This is a genomic window from Alicyclobacillus vulcanalis (assembly GCF_900156755.1).
Taxonomy (GTDB): domain Bacteria; phylum Bacillota; class Bacilli; order Alicyclobacillales; family Alicyclobacillaceae; genus Alicyclobacillus; species Alicyclobacillus vulcanalis.
This window is the reverse complement of sequence record NZ_FTOO01000005.1, coordinates 156,528-177,603: the sequence shown is the minus strand read 5'-3', so window position 1 is coordinate 177,603 and position 21,076 is coordinate 156,528. Positions and strand designations below refer to the sequence as shown.

The 21,076-nt window shown below is 64.3% G+C and carries 21 protein-coding genes; 3 read left to right on the top strand and 18 right to left on the bottom strand.

All coding sequences use genetic code 11. The features are described 5' to 3' along the window. Positions 1–5 precede the first annotated feature (5 nt). The 7 genes from purR to yabG form a co-directional block, all read right to left on the bottom strand. Positions 6–830 (bottom strand): pur operon repressor, encoded by an 825-nt coding sequence (gene purR, locus BW934_RS07690; protein WP_076346744.1) that lies wholly within the window; start codon positions 828–830, stop codon positions 6–8. Between the two features lie 11 nt (positions 831–841). Continuing rightward, positions 842–1,720 (bottom strand): 4-(cytidine 5'-diphospho)-2-C-methyl-D-erythritol kinase, encoded by an 879-nt coding sequence (gene ispE / locus BW934_RS07685; protein ID WP_076346742.1) that lies wholly within the window; start codon positions 1,718–1,720, stop codon positions 842–844. A gap of 55 nt (positions 1,721–1,775) precedes the next feature. Further along, positions 1,776–4,421, bottom strand: a complete 2,646-nt coding sequence (gene cphA / locus BW934_RS07680) for a cyanophycin synthetase (RefSeq protein WP_076346740.1) — start codon at positions 4,419–4,421, stop codon at positions 1,776–1,778. Further along, positions 4,418–5,254 (bottom strand): cyanophycinase, encoded by an 837-nt coding sequence (locus tag BW934_RS07675; protein ID WP_076346842.1) that lies wholly within the window; start codon positions 5,252–5,254, stop codon positions 4,418–4,420. Before BW934_RS07675 ends, cphA begins: the two co-directional genes overlap by 4 nt. 111 nt (positions 5,255–5,365) lie before the next feature. Continuing rightward, positions 5,366–5,551, bottom strand: a complete 186-nt coding sequence (locus BW934_RS07670; protein WP_200805733.1) for a small, acid-soluble spore protein, alpha/beta type — start codon at positions 5,549–5,551, stop codon at positions 5,366–5,368. A gap of 324 nt (positions 5,552–5,875) precedes the next feature. Then, the gene (veg, locus tag BW934_RS07665; RefSeq protein WP_076346738.1) at positions 5,876–6,151 is read right to left on the bottom strand and encodes a biofilm formation stimulator Veg; all 276 of its coding nucleotides are present in this window, start codon (positions 6,149–6,151) and stop codon (positions 5,876–5,878) included. 165 nt (positions 6,152–6,316) lie between these two features. Further along, complete coding sequence (gene yabG / locus BW934_RS07660; protein ID WP_076346736.1) at positions 6,317–7,177, bottom strand: sporulation peptidase YabG; 861 nt, start codon at positions 7,175–7,177, stop codon at positions 6,317–6,319. Positions 7,178–7,255: 78 nt separating this feature from the next. Here yabG and BW934_RS07655 point away from each other — a divergent pair, with 78 nt between their 5' ends. Continuing rightward, positions 7,256–8,044: a hypothetical protein gene (locus tag BW934_RS07655; RefSeq protein ID WP_076346734.1), complete on the top strand. Its 789-nt coding sequence runs from the start codon at positions 7,256–7,258 to the stop codon at positions 8,042–8,044. Positions 8,045–8,054: 10 nt separating this feature from the next. Here the strand turns inward: BW934_RS07655 and BW934_RS07650 are convergent, their stop codons facing one another. Both BW934_RS07650 and BW934_RS07645 read right to left on the bottom strand, forming a co-directional pair. After that, on the bottom strand, positions 8,055–8,567 hold the full coding sequence (locus tag BW934_RS07650; RefSeq protein ID WP_076346732.1) for a ribonuclease H-like YkuK family protein: 513 nt from the start codon (positions 8,565–8,567) through the stop codon (positions 8,055–8,057). Between the two features lie 33 nt (positions 8,568–8,600). Next, entirely contained in the window at positions 8,601–9,245 is a 645-nt protein-coding gene (locus BW934_RS07645) for a metallophosphoesterase family protein (RefSeq protein ID WP_076346730.1), read from the bottom strand. A 154-nt stretch (positions 9,246–9,399) separates the two neighbouring features. Between BW934_RS07645 and BW934_RS07640 the strand changes: the two genes are divergently transcribed. Together BW934_RS07640 and BW934_RS07635 are read left to right on the top strand one after the other, a co-directional pair. Then, positions 9,400–10,467, top strand: a complete 1,068-nt coding sequence (locus BW934_RS07640; RefSeq protein WP_076346728.1) for a phosphotransferase family protein — start codon at positions 9,400–9,402, stop codon at positions 10,465–10,467. 206 nt (positions 10,468–10,673) lie between these two features. Continuing rightward, entirely contained in the window at positions 10,674–11,627 is a 954-nt protein-coding gene (locus tag BW934_RS07635; RefSeq protein ID WP_076346726.1) for an RpnC/YadD family protein, read from the top strand. A 128-nt stretch (positions 11,628–11,755) separates the two neighbouring features. Here the strand turns inward: BW934_RS07635 and BW934_RS07630 are convergent, their stop codons facing one another. The 9 genes from BW934_RS07630 to BW934_RS07590 form a co-directional block, all read right to left on the bottom strand. After that, the gene (locus BW934_RS07630; protein WP_076346724.1) at positions 11,756–12,529 is read right to left on the bottom strand and encodes an IclR family transcriptional regulator; all 774 of its coding nucleotides are present in this window, start codon (positions 12,527–12,529) and stop codon (positions 11,756–11,758) included. A 38-nt stretch (positions 12,530–12,567) separates the two neighbouring features. Further along, on the bottom strand, positions 12,568–12,990 hold the full coding sequence (locus tag BW934_RS07625) for a MaoC/PaaZ C-terminal domain-containing protein (protein WP_076346722.1): 423 nt from the start codon (positions 12,988–12,990) through the stop codon (positions 12,568–12,570). After that, entirely contained in the window at positions 12,987–13,442 is a 456-nt protein-coding gene (locus BW934_RS07620; protein ID WP_076346720.1) for a MaoC family dehydratase N-terminal domain-containing protein, read from the bottom strand. The genes BW934_RS07625 and BW934_RS07620 overlap by 4 nt, the downstream gene beginning before the upstream one ends. 22 nt (positions 13,443–13,464) lie before the next feature. After that, on the bottom strand, positions 13,465–15,099 hold the full coding sequence (locus tag BW934_RS07615) for a long-chain fatty acid--CoA ligase (protein ID WP_076346718.1): 1,635 nt from the start codon (positions 15,097–15,099) through the stop codon (positions 13,465–13,467). A 48-nt stretch (positions 15,100–15,147) separates the two neighbouring features. Next, positions 15,148–16,365: an acyl-CoA dehydrogenase family protein gene (locus tag BW934_RS07610; RefSeq protein ID WP_076346716.1), complete on the bottom strand. Its 1,218-nt coding sequence runs from the start codon at positions 16,363–16,365 to the stop codon at positions 15,148–15,150. Between the two features lie 30 nt (positions 16,366–16,395). Then, complete coding sequence (locus BW934_RS07605) at positions 16,396–17,169, bottom strand: SDR family oxidoreductase (RefSeq protein WP_076346714.1); 774 nt, start codon at positions 17,167–17,169, stop codon at positions 16,396–16,398. A 66-nt stretch (positions 17,170–17,235) separates the two neighbouring features. Then, positions 17,236–17,997, bottom strand: coding sequence for a beta-ketoacyl-ACP reductase (locus BW934_RS07600; protein WP_076346712.1), 762 nt, complete (start codon positions 17,995–17,997; stop codon positions 17,236–17,238). 185 nt (positions 17,998–18,182) lie between these two features. Further along, entirely contained in the window at positions 18,183–19,349 is a 1,167-nt protein-coding gene (locus tag BW934_RS07595; protein ID WP_076346710.1) for an acyl-CoA dehydrogenase family protein, read from the bottom strand. A 196-nt stretch (positions 19,350–19,545) separates the two neighbouring features. Further along, positions 19,546–21,057 (bottom strand): S-layer homology domain-containing protein, encoded by a 1,512-nt coding sequence (locus BW934_RS07590; protein WP_159437301.1) that lies wholly within the window; start codon positions 21,055–21,057, stop codon positions 19,546–19,548. Between the last annotated feature and the right edge of the window lie 19 nt (positions 21,058–21,076).

The window sequence follows — 21,076 nt, the reverse complement described above, 5'->3', positions numbered from 1 at the left end:
CCTCCTCAATGATCGTGGGTGCGCCCGGTGAGCGCACCGAGGTTGGGCCGCACCTCAAAGCCGCCCTCCTGCACGGGTCCGACTTCGAGGAGCGCGACGTACTGGGTGACCATCTTCTTGGCCGGCTGCGATGTGGCCATGAACACGGCCGTGCCACACACCTCCCCGCCGAACTCCCCGACGAGCTCGGCCACCGCGCGAGCCGTGGCGCCCGCCCGCATGAAGTCGTCCACGATGAGCGCACGCGCCCCGCGCGGAATGAGCCGCGTGCTCAAGGACATGGTCTGGATGCGCTTGGCGGAGCCCGACACGTAGTGCGTCGTGAGCGACGCGCCCTCCGTGACGCGCTGTTCCCGCCGCACGATGGCGAGCGGCGCGTGCAAGTACCGCGCCGCGCTCGCGGCGAGCGGGATGCCCTTCGTCTCGACGGTGACCACCACCTCGACGCCCGCGTGGGCGAAGCGGCTCGCCACCATCGCGCCGGCCGTGTCGATCACGTCGGGATCGCCGAGGACATCGGACGCGTACAAAAACTCGCCCGCGATGACGCGATCCGGCGAGGCGAGCCTGCGCGCCACGTCCCACAGAAACGCCTCGGCCTGCGCGTCGTCCACCTGCGGGACGTAGCGCACACCGCCCTGGGCGCCGACGAGGGTCTCGACGCGCCCTGCCCCGTCGTCCGCGAGCGCTTCGCGGACGAGCTGGACGTCCTCGCTCAGAGTGGACTTGGCGACGCCCCAGTTCTCGGCGAGCGCGGAGATGCCGATGGGCGCCATGGGCCGCTCGATGAGACGGCGGGTCAGCCGAATGAGCCGTTCGTGCCGCTGCATGGCCCGCCTCCTCAGCTTCGCGCGTGTGCCTCGGCGTAGCCGCCGACGAACCGACACACGTAGACGTCTTTCATGATGCCGCGGAGCGCGTTGTAAAGCCGCTGGGCGTGCGTCTGCACGGGCGTGAGCACGTAGAGCGTCGGACCGGACCCAGACATGTGCACCGGCCGCTGCGCGATGGAGGCCACCCGCTCCTTGAGCGCCTTGAGCTCCGGGTACAGGCTCATGGTGACGCGCTCCAGCGCGTTGTGGACGATCTCGGCCACGCGCTCGAGCTGGCCCTCCGCGAGCGCTTGCACCATCGTCTCGCTGCGCGGGGCGTCGGTGAAATCGGACGGCGAAAGGCCCTTGTACACGTCCGCCGTCGAGACGAAGATGCGGGGATGCAGTAGCACCGCGTACATGGCCGGGACGTGCGGATAGCGCGTCACCCGCTCGCCGCGACCGCGCGCGATGGCAAGCCCGCCGTAGACGCAGTACGGGACGTCCGAGCCGATCTCGGCCCCCAACTCCGCCAGCTCGTCGAGGGTGAGTCCCGCGCCGGACATTTGGTTGAGCCCGCGCAACACCGCCGCGGCGTCGCTCGACCCGCCGGCGAGGCCGGCCGCGACCGGAATGTGCTTGTCGAGCTGGATGTGCACACCGCCCCGAAAGCCCGTGCGGCGGCGAAACGCGTGCGCCGCCTGCACACACAGGTTGCGCTCGTCCACCGGCACCGAGGACGACGTGCTGTCCATCGTGATCTCCCCATCGTCGCGCGGCTCGAGCCAAAGGACGTCCGACAGATCCACGGTCTGCATGACCATGTCCACCTCGTGGTACCCGTCGCCGCGGCGGCCGAGCACGTCCAGCGTCAAATTGATTTTTGCGTACGCGCGTTGGAACAACAAAGCGCCCCACCTCGACTAGGACTAGCATGCCGAGGCAAGGCGCCGATGTCAAGGATTACAGCGTCGCGAGCCGCGCCCCTTCGCGCTCCGCCGCGACCTTGTGCCACGGCCGCGCGCCAAGGGCCTCAAGCGCCTCCCTGAGAGGGGCCAGCCGCTCGTAAAACACGCAGGCCATGTCCTCCGGACCAAGCCGCCCGAGGGCCGCCATCATCGCCTCTCGCTCGTCCAGCACCACGTCGACCTTTTTGCTCGGGCAGGTCCGCGCGATGGCGGAAGACAGGATCTGCGCGATCTCGCCCGGCCTGCGCCCCCGCAGATCGGCGTCCTCTTTCACAATGAACTCGTCGAACCACGGCGCGAGGCTTTGCCCGGCCTCGCGCACGACGTGATCGGCCCGATCCCCTGGCACGCCGACGACGCCTATCCGCCGCCTGCACGGGAGGGCCTGCAGCAAGCGCCCCACTTCGCGGAAGCCGGCCGGATTGTGGCCGTAGTCGAGCAGGACGCGAGCCCCGTTGGGGAGCACGTACATCTCGAGGCGGCCTGTGTTTTGCTCCGGCGCGAACGTCGACAGCGCCTGCGCCACCGTCGCAAGCGGCAAGCCCGCCGCACGCATGGCCGCCGCCGCCAAGGCCGCGTTTTCGACGTGAAAGCGCGCGATCCCGCCCAGGCAGATGGGAATCTGCGCCACCGGGATGATGGGGCGCACGGCGCCGTTTCGCCACTCGTACAGCACGCCGTCCGACACCACCACGGCCGCGCCGCCCGCCTGCACGTGCCGAGCCACCGCCGCGTGGTCCGGCGCCAGCGAGACGAGCACGAGCGGTGCGCGAAAGCGAGAGGCAAGCGCCAGCACGCGCGGGTCATCCGCGTTCAGGACCACCGCGCCGTCATCGCGCACGCACTCGCCCACAAGGGCCTTCACAAAGGCGATGTCGTCGATTGACTCGAGGCCGTCCTGCCCGACGTGATCGAGCGAGAGGTTGGTGATGACACCGACGTCCGCCGCGTCGTAGGCGAGCCCCCCGCGCACGATGCCGCCCCGGGCCGTCTCCAACACGGCCACCTCGACGCGCGGATGCGACAGCACGAGCCGCGCGCTCCTCGGCCCCGTCGTGTCCCCCCGGCAGACGCACTCGCCGCCGATGTACACGCCGCCCGTCGTCGTGAGGCCCACGGTCTTGCCCGCCAGCGCGAAGCCATGCGCCACGAGCCGCGCCGTCGTGGTCTTGCCGTTGGTGCCCGTGATGGACACGATGGGAATTCGCCCGTCCGATCCGGCCGGAAACAGCGACTCCACGATGGCCTCGGCCGCTTGGCGCGGCGATCCGCTCGACGGGTGCTCGTGCATGCGAATGCCCGGGCACGCGTTCACCTCAATCACCGCGTACCCCCCGGCGTCCGCGGGCGACCTGAGCGCGGGCACGACGAGATCGACGCCGCACACGTCGAGCCCGACGGCCTCGGCGGCCCGCTCCGCGATGCGCAGGTATGAGGGGTCAATGACGTCGGTCACGTCGTGGGCCTCGCCGCCGGTCGAGAGGTTGGCGCTCTCGCGCAGCGCCACCCGCTGCCCCGCCTCCGGCACCGACGCGGGCGTGAGGCCCTGGCGCTCGAGCACCTGCCGCGCGATCTCGTCGATGGCGATCTTGGTGAGCGGCTTCTCGTGGCCCTCGCCGCGCCGAGGATCGCGATTGACGAGATCGACCAGCTCGCGCACGGTGTGCACGCCGTCTCCTTCAACGTAGGCGGGCTCGCGCACGGACGCGGCGACAGCCCGCCCGTCCACGACCAGGACGCGCACATTTTCGCCCGGCACGTACGCCTCGACGATCACGTCGCGGGCGTAGCGGCGCGCCTCGCGAAACGCGGCCCGCACCTCGGCCTCGGATTCGAGCCGAAGCGACACGCCCTGGCCCTGGCGGGCGTCGAGCGGCTTGACCACCGCGGGCCGCCCGATGTCCTGCCAGAGCCGCACGGCCTCGTCTTCATCTGCGGCCACGCCACCAGGCGGCACGGCGAGGCCCGCCTCCTCGAGGAGGCGCTTGGTCAGGGCCTTGTCGCTCGCGATGTCGGCCGCGACGCAGGACGTCCGATCGGTCAACGTCGCCTCGATCCGCTTCCGGTGCACGCCGTAGCCGAGCTCGAGGAAGCTCCCCTGCAAGCGGCGAACGGGGATGTTGCGCCGCCGGCACGCGTCGACGATGGCCTGGGTGCTCGGGCCGAGGCGGTCGTCCTCGTACAGCTTCGCGATGTCGCGGACGAGGGCGTCGAGATCGCCCGGATGGCGGTCTTCCGCGAGCGCGGCCACCACCTGCACGGCGCCCTCGAGCGCGCGCCGCTGGGCGGGGAAGGAGGCGCACTCGATGGCGATGTCGTACAGCCCGGGACGGCCCGCGAACACGGTCTTGCCGTAGTTGGCCGGGATGCCCGCGAGGTGCCCCAATTCAATGGCGACATGCTCGCAGATGTGGCCGAAGTAGGTGCCGTCCTCCAACCGCTCGATGAAGCCGCCCGGACGGCCCTTGGCGCAGTGGTGTTGCCACAGGCCGGGGAAATGGTGCAAAAGGCGATCCCGGAAGCCGGGGATGTCGATGCTCTCTTTCCCCGTATACGCGCCGAGATCGACCCGAGCCAGGAGAATTGGGCGATACGTGAAGATGTTGGGCCCCTCGATGCAGCGAATGCGCACGATGTTCATGAGGATAGCTCCTTCTGGTGCAGCCAGTGTGGAAAGTCGGGGATGGGCCGGCGCTCGCGCAGCAAAAAGCCGCATCCTTCGGGAAGCGTGTGCAAGGTCACGTCGCACAGGGCGAGCGATTCGTCGCGGCGAATGTGGTCCAGGTTCGAGTAGGTCAGGTGGCCCGCGTCCACCACACTCACCGCCCCGCGCCCGACGACCTCCAGCACGTCCCCGCCGTGCACCACGACCGCCGTGTCCTCGTCGATACCGAGTCCTAAGTGGTGCGGATACTGCGCGACGGCCGATAACAGCCTGCCTAGCCTGCCGCGCTCCGCGAAGTGTTGGTCAATGACGCAGCCGTCGAGAAACTCCATGCCAGGCGCCATCCGGACGATGGAGGGGCGGGGATTCGTCTCGCCCTCGCCCTCGACGATCATGGTGCTCGACATCATCGACGCGCCGGCGCTGGTGCCGCCGAGCACGGCGCCCTTGCGGTGCGCCTGATGCAGCGCCGCGTCTACCTTCGTCCCGCCGAGCAGCTTCGTGATGCGCTCCTGATCGCCGCCCGTGAAAAAGATGCAGGTTGCCTGCGCGATCATCTGCACCGCGCTGTCGCGGTTCGCCGCCTCGCGCGTGGATACGTCGAAGGTCCGCACATCGTCGACTCCGAGCCGGTGAAACACGTCCACGTAGGTTGCGCCCACCTCCACAGGGGTCTTCGTCGCCACCGTGACGACGAGCACCCGCGCATGCTTGCCACCGCCGAGCTCAAGGAATCGGCGCAAAATGCGGCACTCTCCGGTCTTGTCCTCCGCGCCGCCGATGATGACGAGAGGTCCTCGCTGCCCCAACCGCACGCCCTCCCATATATTGGTCAGATCATCCTCATACTCTTTCCGAAACCCTTGACCGTCATTCGATGCCCAGCAAAAGGCGGCCAGGGTCATCCTGGCCGCCTTCGGTCACCTCTGCCCGGACTTCTCAGCCAACGCTTGCTCTGCGATCTCGATGGCGCGCTTCACCATGTTTCCGGCGTCGCGCGCTTTGATCCCGCCCCAGCCCTCGCGCTGGACCGTGTCGTAGAACCCGAGCTCTTTGGCCAGTTCCACTTTGAACGCATCTGACATGGTGCTTCTCTGCCGTGCCATGCCAAATCCCTCCCTGGTCAGAGGCGACAGCTTTACGATGCGCCAAAACGGCGACGCGTATGCGCCAACGCCGTGCCGCGAACAGGCGACTCGCCCCGCGTCCACGCCTTCAATGCTTCGCATGCACAGGCGCCTTCCTATGACACAGGCGGTGCGATGGCTGGGAGCCTTGAACGCTGCGCGGCCGCCGCGCAGCCGAGGAAAAAAACAAGAGGGCAAGGCGCATGCCGCCTCACCCTCGGTCAAAATCATCAGTCATTCCGCCATATGCATCCGGTTATATGACAAGGCCTGTCCTCGGACGGACCCAACTGTCTTCGAGGTTCAGTGTTCAACCACGAACTTGGTGGTGTTCCCGTCCTCCTTGCAGAGCATCAGCTCGACGGTCTCGGTCAGCACGTCCGCGTAGCTGTACGAGACGCGTTCAAACGATCCGTCCGGCGGGTCGAGTTTGACGACGAACACCGACGGATACGTCTCTTCGAGAACCCCGAAGCGCTCGATGGTTTTCCGCCTGCCGCCGTTTGCACGGAGCAACACGCGTTCACCCACGAGTTCATCCAGACTCTTCTTGATTTCGTGGAGCGCATTCCTGGCCAACACACACCACCTCTTTCCGCGCTTCATTATACCATCGCGCAGAAGAGGCTGTCAAGGAAATTTAATGATTATATCAACGCATGTTTTTCGCTGTCAATGGGTATTTTACGGGGATTTGCGATCCCGTCGCGCGCTTTGTCACCCCGTCCACTCCGAGCCTCGCGCTCAGTACAACGACTTCGGCAGCCCCAGGCGGTACTTCCCGCGCGACTCGAGTCCGCCAATGCCGTCCGTTCCCGTGTACGTCGATTTCACCGCGTCGTACAGGTTGACCGTCTCGTGAATCGGCGTAAATGCCACCTTCTCCGCGATGAAGACGGGATCGAGCGCGTGAATCATGATGCGTTGGGGAGACGACGCAAAGTTGGCGCCGGCCTCGATGAGCGCCTCGAAGTGAGACTGACACGCCCCCGCGATGATGACGAGATCGTCCATATTGCGCACGTATTTGCGCGCGTTGGCGACGGTCTTGACGAAATTCTGTGAGTTGCGGTAGTTCTTGATGTCGGCCCAATCCTTGCCCTTGCGGATGACGCCGTCGTGGCCGGTGATAATCAGGATGTCCGGCGCATACTTCTCGAGCAGGTGCACGACCTTCCGGGGCATCTCCGACTCCGCCACATGCTCGCCCACGGCGCGAATGCCGAGCTCCTCGTACATGGCGAGGCACTTCTGCAGGTAGCTGCCGTCCCCGTCGAGGTGGAGCACGGTGCCCGGGCGCTCGAAGAAGTCTGGGTTGGCGCGGTAGCGCACCTCTTTGCGCAGCGATCGCTTCTCCGAATCGTGCGCGCGGCGGGACTGAATGATGCGCAAGCACTCGCCGACGACCTGCGTTCGCATCGCCTCAAACGCGCGCATGTCTTCCTCCGTGACGGGGTCGAGATCGTCAAACGGCGCATCGGCCATGAGGCGCACGTCGAGCCCCTTGAGGATGGCGGTCTGCGAAGCTTCGTCCAGCTCCACGATGACGAAACAGATGTCGCGGCCGTACGAGCGGCGCGTAACTTTGTCTCCGATATGCCACACCGATCATCGCCTCCGTTGGCGGGCTCTAGACTACGGTATGCGAAGATGGCGCTTCTTGGTCCGTGGAGGTTGAGAGCGATGGCGAATGTGCGGGATGTGGCGTGCGCGCTTGGCGCTCGGGACGAAGCGGGGAGGATTGCAAACGTGTTGCGCCAGCTCGCGCGAGCGGGCATCCGCCGCATCGCCCTGTGCGCGAACGGATGCAGGGATGCGACCCTGGATGAGGCGCGAACCACCGCCGAGGCCCTGGCGCTCGAACTCGCCCCCGTGGAATTTCGGGAGGCGCTTGGACACGACGCCCCGCGCGCCATCGCGGCGATGCAAGCGTGGCGGCGCTGGCCGGATGCGCCAGGCGTGCTGATGGTGGACGCCGATTGGCAGGGAGGGTTTGGCCCCATGCTCGCCGAGTTTCTGCGCGATGCGCTCGCCAACCCCGGCGCCATCACGGGCGTCTCCGGCCACGTGCGCGATCCCGACCTCGACAGGCGCTGGCAAGACATCGCGCGGTTGGCTGGGAGCCCGCCGTCGCTTCGCCCGTTTTTGCTCCCCCAGTACGTCCCACTCTGCACCTTCGCGCGCGTCTCTCCGCGCTTTGTCGCGTCGCCGGGCTTGTTCTTCGCACTGACCCGGCGCGCCGGCACGCCTTGGCGGGTCTATGGCGCCTGGGACGGTAGGCTTCTCGGCAACCCGATTCGCGGCGCGGAGGTCGCGGCGCGCGTCGTGGCGATGCTGCGCGAAGACGCCTGCGCGGCCGAGGCCATCCTCACCGGCTGCGCGGCTTCGGCGCCGCCGCTCTGCCCCGGCGAGCGCGCATGGCCGGACGTAGAGGCGTGGATGAGCTGCATCCGCTGGGAGGGAAGCCCATAGGCTCGTTCCTTCAAGATTTGGTATATCGATCCGCCACCTTGCTCGCCCCGAACGAGTCCGGCTTGATCTTCGCCTCGTAGCCGTTCGACTCGATCCAGGCGACGATCTCGCGGATCCATTGCTTGGTCTCACCGCCCTCCCCGATGTCCAGGTGAACCTCGATATGCCAATCCTGTCCCGCCTTCTGCAGCAGCTCGCTCAGCATGCCGCCCACCTGAAGGGACAACGAGGCCTCCGTGAACATCCGCTGGCGAAGCGAGTGAATGTGCTCGTGCTGTTCCTTGTGCACGTAATAGCGGGCGCCGCGGCCCACCCGATGGAGAATGACCGCTGTGACGAACGTCGCGGACGCCGCGTGCTCGTGCGGCTGCGAGTCGGTGCCGATGATCAGCCGAAAGTGATCCTGTGGATGATCTGCCCGCTCCTTGATGACGTCCTCCGCCACCTGCTCCAAATTCACCACGCCGAGCGTCGGGCTGCGAAACAGCACGCGCACCGCCCCCTCTCGTTGGCTACGCGGCATCCACGCCTCTTTGCGGTCATCTGCCGCAGGATGTCACACGGGTTCCGCCGTGCTCGTCAACGCGCCGCCCGCCGCGACGAGCGCGTTCAATTGTCCGCCGTGACGCGCACCTCCGTCAATTCCGACTTTATCCGAACCATACCACACGTCATGCGTCCCATGCAGCAGGATGCAGGGCGTATGGCCAAACACGACGAGCTTTCCCACGCGATGCGGGCGCTCGTAAAACCGCTCGCGGATGGTCACGAGGTCCCGCTTCGCGGTCTGCCGCCAGTCTGGTTTGTCGGGATCGATCCCGGCGTGAACAGCGACAAACCGCTCGTCTTCCCACGCGTAGGGCAGCTCCATGATGAAGCGGGCAAGGGCCTCGTCGCCCGCGATGGCGCGATAGAGCCGGTCTCGCGCGGGGCCGAGCTTCTGCTTCATCCCGGCGCGCATCCAGCGGGCCACGGCGTCTTCGTGATTGCCGCGAAGCGCGACGGCGCCTTGCGCGCACAGGCTGTGCACGAGGCGCAGTACGCCGAGGCTGTCGGGCCCGCCCGAGATGTAGTCGCCGACGAGAACCAGTTGATCCACCTTGGGTTCGTATTGAAGCCGCTTCAGGAGTCGCTTGAACGGGCCGAGGTGGCCGTGGATGTCGCTCACGAAAAGGATGCGCTTCGATGGCTCAGGCTGCATGTGGCCCCTCCTTCCCGAAAACGCTTGCATCCCGTGGCCCGATTTCACATAATAGAAATTGTATTTCATCGGTTAAATTTCTGCCACCTGTCCGCCGGCGCCGCGCGCAAGCCTCGTGGGGCCCAGTGTCGAGCATCGTCTGGAGGATTCACCCATGGACATCCGCACCGTCTCCGGCGTCATGCCGGTTCGCGAAGAAGATCAGCTGGATTGGCAGCATCTGCGCGACTACCTCGTGCGCGAGGGAGTGTTACCTGAAGACGCTCCGGATTTGTGCGCCGTTCAGTTTCCGACCGGAGCCTCCAATCTCACCTACCTCATCCAGAGTGGCGAATTTGTCGCCGTTCTGCGCCGCCCTCCGCACGGCCCGCTGCCTCCGCGCGCACACGACATGGGGCGCGAGTCGGCCATCTTGGCGAGACTGCATCCCCACTTTCCGAAGGCGCCAAGGCCTTACGCCTACTGCGGTGATCCAAGCGTCCTTGGCGTCCCTTTTTTCGTCATGGAATACCGCCCAGGCGTCCCGCTCGACGCGTCGTTTCCTGAGGGTTTCGCGTATACACCCGACATCGGGCGGGCCATCTCCGAGCGCGCCATCCAGGCGCTCGCAGAGCTTCACGCCGTCGACCCCGAGGCGTCCGGCCTCGTGCAGTTCGGCAAGCCCGAAGGGTTCCTTCGCCGCCAGGTCGACGGCTGGATCGAACGGTTTCACCGCTCGCGGACCGACGAGGAGGTGCCCGACGCCGACGTCGTGATGGCGTGGATCAGCGGAAACGTCCCCGACTCCCGCGACGTGACCGTCATCCACAACGACTTCAAGTTGAACAACATGCTGTTTGCCGAGCCCTCGTACCGGGACATCGTCGGCATCGTCGACTGGGAGATGGCGACTGTCGGAGACCCGCTGCTCGATCTCGGCGTGATGCTGAGCTACTGGACGGAGCCTTCCGATCCGCCTGCGCTGCAGTCCCTGTTCCCGTCCGTCACCGTGCTCGAAGGCTTCTACTCGCGCCAGGAGATGGCCGAGCGGTACGCCGAGGCGACTGGGCGATCCGTGCACGACCTCAAGTTCTACTACGTCTTTGGCGTGTTCAAGCTCGCTGTGATCTTGCAACAGATTTACGTGCGCTACAAGATGGGCAAGACCTCGGATGCGCGCTTTGCTCGCTTCGGCGATGGCATCCGGGCCTTGGTGTCGCATGCCCGCGCCGAGATCGGCTGAGCGCACGACAGCTGAAAAACGCGAGACACCAGCACCCGCAACGGCGGGTGCTTTTTTGTTTGCGTCTACGAGATGGTTCGCGCGCGGACCCCGACGAGCCTTCTCAAGCAGGAATTGAAGGCACCTTCATCGAACATATGTTCGCACACGAGCCTCCGTTGTTGGCTTGGGGTCACTTCCGTATACTAGAAGAAAGGAGACGCGCGATGTCGAACCAGGATGCGTTGATGAAAGCACTGACGCGTTCCCTGTCGGGCGGCGCGCTCGACGCCTTAGGTGTGTACGGTGTAGAACTTGTGGAATCTGTGGAGACTGAATTGCCTGCCAATGTGCTGAGGATGGACCGCGTGTGGCGAACCAGGGACGGGCAATTGTTTCATCTGGAGTTTCAGGCGACTCGGGAGCCCACGTTGCATCGGTTTCTCGAATACGACGCGCGCCTCGCGAACCGGATGCGCTGCCCCATCCGGACCGTCATTCTCTACCACGCGAGCATTGGGTCCGCGCCGAGCGAATTGAACATCGGCACGGCTCAATATCGCGTGGAAAACGTGTTTTTGGCCGAGGTCGACGGGGATGAGGCCCTGAACGAGGTTGAGCGACACCTGCGCGAAGGGCGCTGGGAAGCGCGTGATCGGCTGCGATTGGCCTTGGCGCTGAACATGCGCCTCGGAAATCCGCAGCAGGCGTTTGACCGCGTCTTGTCGCTCGTTGGGCAGGTTCAGGACGAAGAGGAGCGAGAGCTGGTTGTGAGTGCGCTTTTGACCCTTGGAGACCAAGCGCTGTCGGACGAAGAGCGAATTCGCTTGCGAAAGGAGTTGCGCAGGATGTACCGCCTCATCGATGAAATCTTTGAGGACGGCCGCAAAGAGGGCCGCTTAGAAGGATTTCAGGAAGGCCTGAAAGAAGGCTTGGAAAAAGGTATGGCACAAGGCTTGGAACAAGGCCTGGCGCAGGGCTTGGAAAAGGGCATCGCGCAAGGCTTGGAAAAGGGCATGGAGAAGGGAGTGGAACTGGGGACCGAACTGGGACTTCGCAAAGCGGCGCGCAATCTGCTCGCAGCGGGCATACCCTGCGACCTGGTCGAGCGAGCCACGGGCCTGCCGCGCGGGGTGATTGAAGACCTTCAGAGGCATATCGACACGGGGGCAGGGGGCTGAAGGTGCCGGCCAGCTGGGTTTCCACAAAGCTGGCCATGGGTTGCGCGCGGGCTCAAGCTCGTTCAAGCATGTCGGTCGGCCCGCTCGCGCCAGAGGGGGCGCGCCGCTTCACTTGTGGCGTGAAGCCGTCAGGCGCGCCCCTGGTACCCACTCCACGCGGACACCTTCGCGGCGCTTGCCTTGAGCGCCTTCACCGCGCGTTCGATGTCGGCCTCCTGCACGACCGACGTCATGGTGAGGCACGAGAGGACGAGATCCACCTTATTCTGCTGGTTAAAGACCGGCACGGCCACAGCTGAAATGCCTGGCCACAGCTCGCCATGAGACACGGCGTAGCCCTGCTCGCGCACTTGCTTCAGCTGGCCGACGTACGCCTCCTCGTCGATGGCGCTGTTGGGGGTGTACACCTTGAGCCCCTCGCGCAGCACTCGACGCCACGTGGACTCGTCGTCATACGCGAGAAAACAACGGCCAAACGCCGCGCCGTAGACCGGAAACTGTTGTCCCACGGACACCGCGATGCGCACGCCGTCGCCCGGCGGCTCGGCCGAACCGATGTAAATGACGCGATCGTCGCGCAGCCGCTTGACCAAGACGGCCGTCATGGCGGTCTCCGCGGCCACCTGGTGGAGCTCGGCCAAGGCGTGTGCGTACACGTCGTTCAAATCGGCCGCCCGGGCCCCGAGCGGGATGAGATAGGGGCCCAGGCTGTAGCGGCGCGACTGGGGATCGTACGACACGAAGTCCTCTCGCTCGAGCGTGCGCAACACCCGCAGGCAAGTCGTCTTATTGACCCCGAGCCGTTCGGCGATTTCGGTCAGCGTCGATTGCCGATATTTATGGCGGCTCAGCAGCTTCAACACGCGCGCCGCCAGCGCGACGGATGGCACTTGGTAGTCCAACGGACACCCTCATTCCGCGTAGTAGTATCGGACCGCCATCAGGCGAGCGGTTTGCGGAACGTCGCCGTACCCTGGACGACGCGGACGTCACCTGGCGCCTTTTGCGCCCACACGTCACACGTCACCACCTGATAGCCTTCTTCCTCTTTCACGTCTTGGACGACGCCGTCACAGGTGATGATATCACCCGGCCGCACCATGTCAACGAATCGCACCCCAAACGAGAGGAGATCGCCCTCTTCGCCGATCTCGTCCGTCAGCATCTGGGCCACAAAGCCCATGGTCAGCATGCCATGCGCGATCACGCCGCCAAGGCCGGCTTCCTTCGCGAACTCCTCGACGGTGTGAATGGGATTGAAATCTCCCGACGCCCCGGAGTACTTGACGAGCTGAATTTTCGTCACGGGCGGCTTGACGAGCGCCGTCAGGTGGTTACCCGGCTGGTAACGCTTTGCCGTCACTTCGCTCCGCCCCCTTCCGGCCGGTAGATCACCGTGGATTTGGCCTCCTGGACGAGATCGCCCGCCTCGTTCTCCACCTTGTACGTGAAGACGAGCAGGATCATGCGGCCGAGCTTGCCAGACCGCTCCTTCACGTCCGTCAGCGCGAAGCTCGCGTAGAGCACATCGCCCGCGAGGATGGGCTTGTGGTACTTGTACGACATCTCCCCGTGAATCAGGCCCTCGGTGGGCATCTCCAGGCCGGGAATGGTGCCGTAGTCGAAGGTGCGACTGAACGTGGGCGGAGCCACCAGGCGGCCGTACCGGCTCTTTGCCGCATACGCTTCGTCGTGATAGAGGGGATTGGGGTCGCCAATCGCGTCCGCAAACTTGCGAATGGCGCCCTTCTCCACCTCGTTTTTGACCGGCTTCGACCAAACGCCGAGCAATCGCTCAAAGTCCGCGAGTTCCATGATTCATCTCCTCCGCCAACGCTCAGTACAACGACACGAGCTGGCCTTGATCGTACTGCTCGCGCAGCGTCTTCTTCGAGAACTTGCCGACGCTCGTCTTCGGAATCTCTTCGACGAACACGTAGTCGTCGGGCAGCCACCACTTGGCCACGAGCTTCGACAGGTGGGCCTGCAGGTCGTCCTTCGTGACCTTGCCCCGGTACTCCTCGCGCAGCACCACGCACGCGAGCGGGCGCTCCTGCCACTTCTCGTGGGGGATGGCGATCACGGCCGCCTCCATCACGGCGGGATGCGCCATCAGGGCGTTCTCGAGGTCGACCGAGGAGATCCACTCGCCGCCCGACTTGACGAGGTCCTTGACGCGATCGACGATCTGCAGATAGCCGTTCTCGTCGAGCGTCGCGATGTCGCCCGTGCGGAACCAGCCGTCGGGCGTGAACGACTCCTTCGTCTTCTCAGGATCTTTGTAATAGCCGTCGATGATCCACGGCCCCTTGAGCAAGAGCTCGCCCATCTCTTTGCCGTCGTGAGCGACCTCTTCGCCCTTCTCGTTGACGATCTTCATCTCGAGGCCCGGCAGGATGAGCCCCGTCTTGGCGCGCAGGCGATACTTCTCCTCGTCCGGGAGGTTTTTCAGGTTCGTCTTCGGGAAGGAGACAAACGTCACCGGGCTCGTCTCCGTCTGGCCGTAGCCCTGATACAGCTTCACGCCGAGCTCCTTCTCGTACGCCTCGCTGAGCGCGGCGGGAAGGGCCGATCCGCCCGACATGAAGAAGCGGACGCAGGAGAAGTCGTACTCGCCCGGGTGCTGGCGGACGTGGTTGAGGATGCCCATCCAAATGGTCGGAACACCCGCCGAATACGTCACGCGCTCCTGATGGATGAGGTCCGCGAGATCTTTCGCGGTCGGCCGCGGGCCCGGATACACCTGTTTCGCGCCGATCCAGGTATCTGCGTACGGGCGTCCCCAAGCGTTCACGTGGAACATCGGCACGACGGGCATGGTCACATCCGCTTCGCGCGTGCCGAGTTCGTCCACGAGCACCGTCAGACAGTGGAGGTAAAGCCCGCGGTGCGAGTAGACGACGCCTTTCGGATTGCCCGTGGTGGCCGAGGTGTAGCTGATGAGCGCCGGCGTGTTTTCGTCAAACGTCGGGAAGTCGAAGTGCGGATCGCCCTGGCGAATCAGTTCCTCGTAGTGATATACATTCGGAAGCTTGGTCTCCGGCAACTGTTCGTTGTCCGTCATGACGACGTACGCCTGCACCGTGGTGAGCTTCGGCGCCACCGCCTCAATGAGCGGCAGGAGGTCCTCGTCGACAAACAGCACCTTGTCCTCGGCGTGGTTGATGACGTAGGCGATTTGCTCCGGAAACAGGCGAATGTTGACCGTGTGCAACACGCGCTGCGAGCACGGCACGGCGTAGTAGAGTTCCAAATGCCGGTGGTGGTTCCACGCGAACGATCCGACGTGTTCAAGCGCTTTCACGCCGAGCACGCGATCGAGCGCGTTCGCGAGCCGGCAGACGCGATCGTACAAGTCCCGGTACGTGTAGCGAAACACGCCGTTGTAGCCGCGCGACACAATCTCCTTCTCCGGGAAGATGGTCTTGGCCCGGTACAGCGGCGACTTGAGCAAAAGCGGGTAGTTCATCATCGCCATCGACTCCCTTCGCGGGTCTCGTTCTCTTTGGGCCGAGGCCGCTTATCGCGGCCGCTCGTCCCCCTGTGCCAATTCGAGCCGCGCCACCTGGCGCTTGTGGACCTCGTCCGGGCCATCGGCGATGCGGATGACGCGCGCCTGCGTCCACATGTAAGCGAGCGGCGTGTCCTGGCTGACGCCCGCCGCGCCAAACGCCTGAATGGCGCGATCGATCACGCGCTGCGCCACGTTGGGCGCCACGACCTTGATCATCGCGATCTCCTTTTGCGCCGCCTTGTTGCCGACGGTGTCCATCATGTACGCGGCTTTGAACACGAGCAGCCGCGCCTGTTCGATCTCCATGCGCGATTCGGCGATCCACTCGCGAATGACGCCCTGCTCGGCCAGAGGCCGACCAAACGCGACCCGGTCCTTGACGCGCTCCACCATGAGCTCGAGCGCGCGCTCGGCCATGCCGATCTGCCGCATGCAGTGGTGGATCCGCCCGGGCCCCAGACGTCCTTGCGCGATGGCGAATCCCTTGCCCTCGCCCCAGATGAGGTTTTCCTTCGGCACGCGGACGTTGTCGAACACGATCTCGGCGTGCCCGTGCGGCGCGTCGTCGTAGCCAAACACGTTCAGCGTGCGCACGATTTTCACGCCTGGCGCATCGAGAGGCACGATGATCATGGACTGCTGCTCGTGCCGCGGCGCGTCGGGGTTCGTCTTGCCCATCACGATGGCGAACTTGCAGCGCGGATCGCCAGCGCCGGACGACCACCACTTGTGTGCGTTGACCACGTACTCGTCGCCGTCCCGCACAATGCTCGCGGAGATGTTGGTGGCATCGGAGGACGCCACCTCCGGCTCGGTCATCGAGAAGCAGGACCGGATCTCGCCGGCGAGGAGCGGCTTCAGCCACTTTTCCTTCTGCTCGGGCGAGCCGTAGCGGACGAGCACCTCCATGTTGCCCGTGTCGGGCGCGTTGCAGTTGAACACCTCGGGCGCGATGGGCGAGCGGCCCATCACCTCGGCGAGCGGCGCGTACTCGAGGTTGGTGAGCCCCGCGCCGTACTCGCTGTCCGGAAGGAACAGGTTCCACAGCCCCGCTGCCTTGGCCTTCGCCTTCATCTCCTCCATGATGGGGGGGACCATCCAGCGGTTCGGTTGCGACGCGAGCTGCTCGTAGTACGTGCGCTCGCCCGGGTAGACGACTTCTTCCATGAACTGCTCGAGCTTGCGCTTCAGCGCCACCACTTTCTCGGAGTACGAGAAGTCCACACGCATCTCTCCTTCACGCCGAAGCGGTCATCACATCGCCGTCGTGCCGCCGTCGACGGCCAACACCTGACCCGTCACGTAATCGGACGCCGCAGAGGCAAAGAACAGGGCCGCACCCTTCAGGTCGTGCTCGCCGCCATACCGGCCAAGGGGCGTGCGGAGTTGAATCAGGTTACCCCCGCGCTCCAACACGACCTTCGTCATCTTGGTCGGGAAAAAGCCGGGCGCGATGGCGTTCACATAGATGCGATAGCGCGCCCATTTCACGGCGAGATCGCGCGTCATGGCGATGAGGCCGCCTTTCGAGGCCGCGTAGCCCACCGCGTCGAGCACCTCCGGCGGCGATCCGCGAAGCCCCGCGACCGATGCGATGTTGACGATCTTGCCGCCGCCCTGGTCCTTCATGTGCCGCGCGACGCGCTGCGACATCAGGAACGCGCCCGTCAGATTGGTCTGGATGACCTTCATCCAGGCGTCGTACGGCATGTCGAGCGCGGGCGCCCCCCACGACGTGCCGGAGTTGTTGACCAGGATGTCGATCCGGCCGAACCGAGCGGCCACCTCGTCGACGAGCGCCTGAATGGACGCTTCATCGGTCACGTCGAGCGGAAGCGCCACCGCCTCCCCGCCCGCCTCGCAGATCTCCCGCGCCACGTCCTCGCAATTCTCGACGCGCCTGGAGCAGAGGACGACGCGCGCGCCAGCCTCCGCATAGGCCTCGGCAATCTGTTGGCCAAGCCCGCGGCCACCGCCCGTGACAATGGCCACCTTTTCGTCGAGCCGGAACAAGTCAAACACGCCCATGCGCGAGCCTCCTCCTCGAAATTCGCACGGCCGAACGCGCTTTACGGGCGCGATCGGCCCTTTGCCTCAGCGATGGCGACATCCGTCGATGTAGATGACCTGGCCGGACACATAGGCGGAGTCGTCGCTCGCGAAGAACGCGATGACGTTCGCCACATCCTCCGGCTTGCCCGTGCGGCGCAGGGCAATCTGCTGGGAAGCGGCCTGCTTGAACGCCTCATAGTCCACGCCCACGCGCTCCGCCGTCGCCCGTGTCATGTCCGTCTCGATGAAGCCCGGCGCCACCGCATTCACGCGGATGCCGAAAGGCCCGAGCTCGATGGCGAGCGTGCGCGTGAACCCTTGAATGCCGGCCTTCGCAGCGGCGTAGTTGGCCTGGCCTCGGTTGCCGAGCGCGGACGTGCTCGAGAGGTTGATGATCTTGCCAGACTTCTGCTGCACCATGTATTTCTGCGCCGCGCGGCTGCACAGGAACGCGCCCTTCAGATGCACGTTCATGACCGTATCCCAATCGTCTTCCGTCATCTTGAAGAGCAGGTTGTCGCGGATGACGCCCGCGTTGTTGACGAGAATGTCGAGCCGTCCCCACTTTTGCACCACCGACTCGATGGCGCGCTCCACGTCGTCCGCCTTCGTCACGTCACAGCCCACGCCCACGGCCTCGCCCCCCGCTTGGCGAATAGCCTCGACCGTGTCCTTCGTCAGTTCCTCTCGAATATCAAACACCGCCACCTTCGCGCCATCGGCGGCCAGGCGCTTCGCCGTCGCCGCACCAATGCCGCGGGCTGCACCCGTCACAATGGCAACTTGTCCATCCAACTTCCCCATGTCACATGCTCCTCTCCACGTCTTGGCAACCCCCGCGTAAGCGCTACCACGCGCCCGCAGGAAGAGCTCACCAATCTTCGGAATAGAACCAACGTTCAGTCGTTCCGCACAACCTCATCCTATCACAGCAGGTCTGCGCTTTGCTACGATTTTTTCATAGGTGAAATAGAATTTCGGCCGTGCGATCACGCATCTGCCTTCGTGCGCTCGTACTCCTTGTGCAACTGCGCCGCGATGATGTTCTTCTGGATTTCCGACGTCCCCTCGTAAATCCGGGTGATCCGCGCATCGCGGTAAAACCGCTCGATGGGATACTCCGCGATGAATCCGAGGCCTCCGTGGATCTGCACCGCCTTATCGGCCACGCGGTTATACACTTCCGAGCCATAGAGCTTCAGCATCGCGGCCTCCTTGATGACGTTCATCTTCTGATCCGTCATCCAAGCCACCCGATAGACAAAGGTGCGCAACAGCTCAATTTCAAGCGCCATCTCGGCGAGATAGTGTTGAATGATCTGCTGCTCGAAGATGGGCTTCCCAAACTGCACGCGCTCGTGGGCAAACGCGAGCGATTTCTCAAGCAGGTACTCGCATGACCCAAGGCACCGCGCCGCGAGTCCAGCCCGGCCGTTGGCCAGAATCTTTAGCGCGTTCACGTAGCCCTCGCCTTCGCGGCCCAGGACGTTTTCCTCCGGCACCTCCATGTCCTCGAAGAAAATCTGCGCGGTGTGCGAGCCGTGCAGCCCCATCTTCTTCTCGACGTGACCCACGCGGAACCCGGGGAAGTCGCGTTGGACAATGAACGAGGTGATGCCCTTCGGCCCCTTGGACGGATCCGTGACCGCCATCACCGTGAACACGTGCGCATACGGCGCGTTGGTGATGTAAATTTTCTGCCCGTTCACAATGTAGCGGTCGCCCTTCTTGACGGCCGTCGTCTTGATGGCAGCCGCGTTCGATCCGGCCTGCGGCTCGGTCAAGGCAAACGCGCCGATCCACTCGCCGGTGGCCATGCGCGGCAGGTACTTTTCCTTCTGGGCCTTGGTGCCAAACTCAACGATGCCGACGGAGCCAATGCCGTTGTGCGCGCCAATGATGGTGGTGTACCCATTGATGGTCTTGCCGAGCTCTTCGTAAATCGCGCACTTTCCGAGCATATCCAGGCCGATTCCGCCGTACTCTTCAGGGATGCTGAGCCCAAACAGGCCGAGTTCCTTCGACTTGTCCAGAATGTGATCCGGCACACGATCCTCTTCCTCAATCTGCATGGCGAGCGGTTCGACCTCGTGCTCCACGAAGTCGCGAATCGTCCGCCGCATCTCCTCAAGCTCCGATGGCAGCGTAAAATCCACGCGACTCACCCCCGTTGTTTACGAATATGAAATCCGAGTTCAAATGAGAACTACACATCTCATGATAGCGGTTTCTGGGGAGAGGCGCAATGGCAAGAAGCGCAGGAGGAGGCGCGTGGCGACAGAAGGCGGCGGGTGAGCACGAGGGTTTGTAAGAGAAGGCGGGGCCGCGCCGGTAACGCGCGGCCCCGAGTGCTTATGCGGTTGCATTCCCGGTTGCATTCCCGGTTGCATTCCCGGTTGCATTCCCGGTTGCATTCCCGGTTGCATTCCCGGTTGCATTCCCGGTTGCATTCCCGGTTGCATTCCCGGTTGCATTCCCGGTTGCATTCCCGGTTGCATTCCCGGTTGCATTCCCGGTCGTATTCCCGGTCGTATTCCCGGTCGTATTCCCGGTCGTATTCCCGGTCGTATTCCCGGTCGTATTCCCGGTCGTATTCCCGGTCGTATTCCCGGTCGTCGTGGAGCCTGTCCCGCCACTTGCCGCAGTGGGCCAATTGGACAAGTTCAAGCCCTGCGGCAAGGTCGGCACGAGAGTTTGATAGTGATACACATCGTCCCCCGAGACTTGGATATCGATCTCGCTTAAGGGAAGATGCGTCGAACCAAAGGTACTCGCTAGGTCCGCAGCCATAAGGGGCACGGAGTAGAGAATTTTCATCTCCGCGATGCGTGGCGCCCCAGACGAGTTGTCGATGGTCAACGTGATGTCACCCGTGGCATGAAGCAGCGCTTTGCTCGGGTCTCCCTTTCCGAGTCCGAGCTCGGAAATCAGCTGAAGCATGGCAGCGGGATTGATTTGTGAACGAAACACGTCGAAGCTGCCCTGGCGCCCGGCCCAAGTCACATGCGTCAAGATGCCCGAGGCGAGCGACATGACCTGACTGTCCGCGAACTTTGACTGAATAATCTTCCAGCCCGATCCGTCCTGCTGCTCGTAAAACGCGCCATCGTCATTCACGACCTGAACCGTGTGGCGGCCCGCCATCGACGAGACGTTCTCCTGGACCACCGCGTATGTGTGCGATCCGACGTGCATCTGCTGCGCAGACAGGGTCAGTTGCATGCTCATGGACTGCAAGAGCTGATTGAGCTCGGCTTCGGCAGATGCCTTCTGTGCCGATGAACTCCATTTTGTTTTGTACATCTCCGCCATGTTCTCTTGCAACTGAATATATGGTGCTTTCGCGCTGTTCGTCATCGCCCGCAAGAGCTCGGCGCGCTTATCTGCAGGCAGAGACCAGGAGCCAGGGATCTCCGCCAGCGTGCGCAAAAGACTCTTCAGTCCTGCAATGAGGTGCGCCGCATCCGCCGTCGTGAGAACGCCCTGTTGAGAGAGGAGACCCTGAGATTTTGCCCATTGGAACGGCGAGGTGGCTCCCAAATCCATGTGATACACCGCTACAGTCATCTCAGCCGCCTGCGCAGCCGTCAACGCATCGCGGGCGCCAAACGTCCGCTTGGCATCCGGCTTGACGACTCCCAGTTCCAAAGCCTTGTGCACGTAGCCCCAGAGCGGAGACCCGGTCGGCACGTCCGCGTAGGGCGACCTGCCCGTCGCATCCGGTTTGACGGAAGCCGCTTGCAACAAGGCTTCCACAAACGCCCCCTTGGTCTCCACCGAAGAAGCTTCAAGCTTTGTCGGCGCAGCCGCCGCCGACGCGACGGCAAGCGCGCACAGCGCTCCCCCCAATAGTGTTTTTCTCACCATCGGAACCCCCTTTGTC

What these genes read in the sequence shown, in the direction of transcription:
- BW934_RS07670 (WP_200805733.1), bottom strand. Translation starts at nt 5,551, where the DNA reads ATGGCACGGCAGAGAAGCACCATGTCAGATGCGTTCAAAGTGGAACTG.
- BW934_RS07635 (WP_076346726.1), top strand. Translation starts at nt 10,674, where the DNA reads ATGTCGAACCAGGATGCGTTGATGAAAGCACTGACGCGTTCCCTGTCG.
- BW934_RS07615 (WP_076346718.1), bottom strand. Translation starts at nt 15,099, where the DNA reads ATGATGAACTACCCGCTTTTGCTCAAGTCGCCGCTGTACCGGGCCAAG.
- BW934_RS07605 (WP_076346714.1), bottom strand. Translation starts at nt 17,169, where the DNA reads ATGGGCGTGTTTGACTTGTTCCGGCTCGACGAAAAGGTGGCCATTGTC.
- BW934_RS07650 (WP_076346732.1), bottom strand. Translation starts at nt 8,567, where the DNA reads ATGCCGCGTAGCCAACGAGAGGGGGCGGTGCGCGTGCTGTTTCGCAGC.
- BW934_RS07645 (WP_076346730.1), bottom strand. Translation starts at nt 9,245, where the DNA reads ATGCAGCCTGAGCCATCGAAGCGCATCCTTTTCGTGAGCGACATCCAC.
- BW934_RS07620 (WP_076346720.1), bottom strand. Translation starts at nt 13,442, where the DNA reads ATGGAACTCGCGGACTTTGAGCGATTGCTCGGCGTTTGGTCGAAGCCG.
- cphA (WP_076346740.1), bottom strand. Translation starts at nt 4,421, where the DNA reads ATGAACATCGTGCGCATTCGCTGCATCGAGGGGCCCAACATCTTCACG.
- purR (WP_076346744.1), bottom strand. Translation starts at nt 830, where the DNA reads ATGCAGCGGCACGAACGGCTCATTCGGCTGACCCGCCGTCTCATCGAG.
- BW934_RS07655 (WP_076346734.1), top strand. Translation starts at nt 7,256, where the DNA reads ATGGCGAATGTGCGGGATGTGGCGTGCGCGCTTGGCGCTCGGGACGAA.
- BW934_RS07640 (WP_076346728.1), top strand. Translation starts at nt 9,400, where the DNA reads ATGGACATCCGCACCGTCTCCGGCGTCATGCCGGTTCGCGAAGAAGAT.
- BW934_RS07600 (WP_076346712.1), bottom strand. Translation starts at nt 17,997, where the DNA reads ATGGGGAAGTTGGATGGACAAGTTGCCATTGTGACGGGTGCAGCCCGC.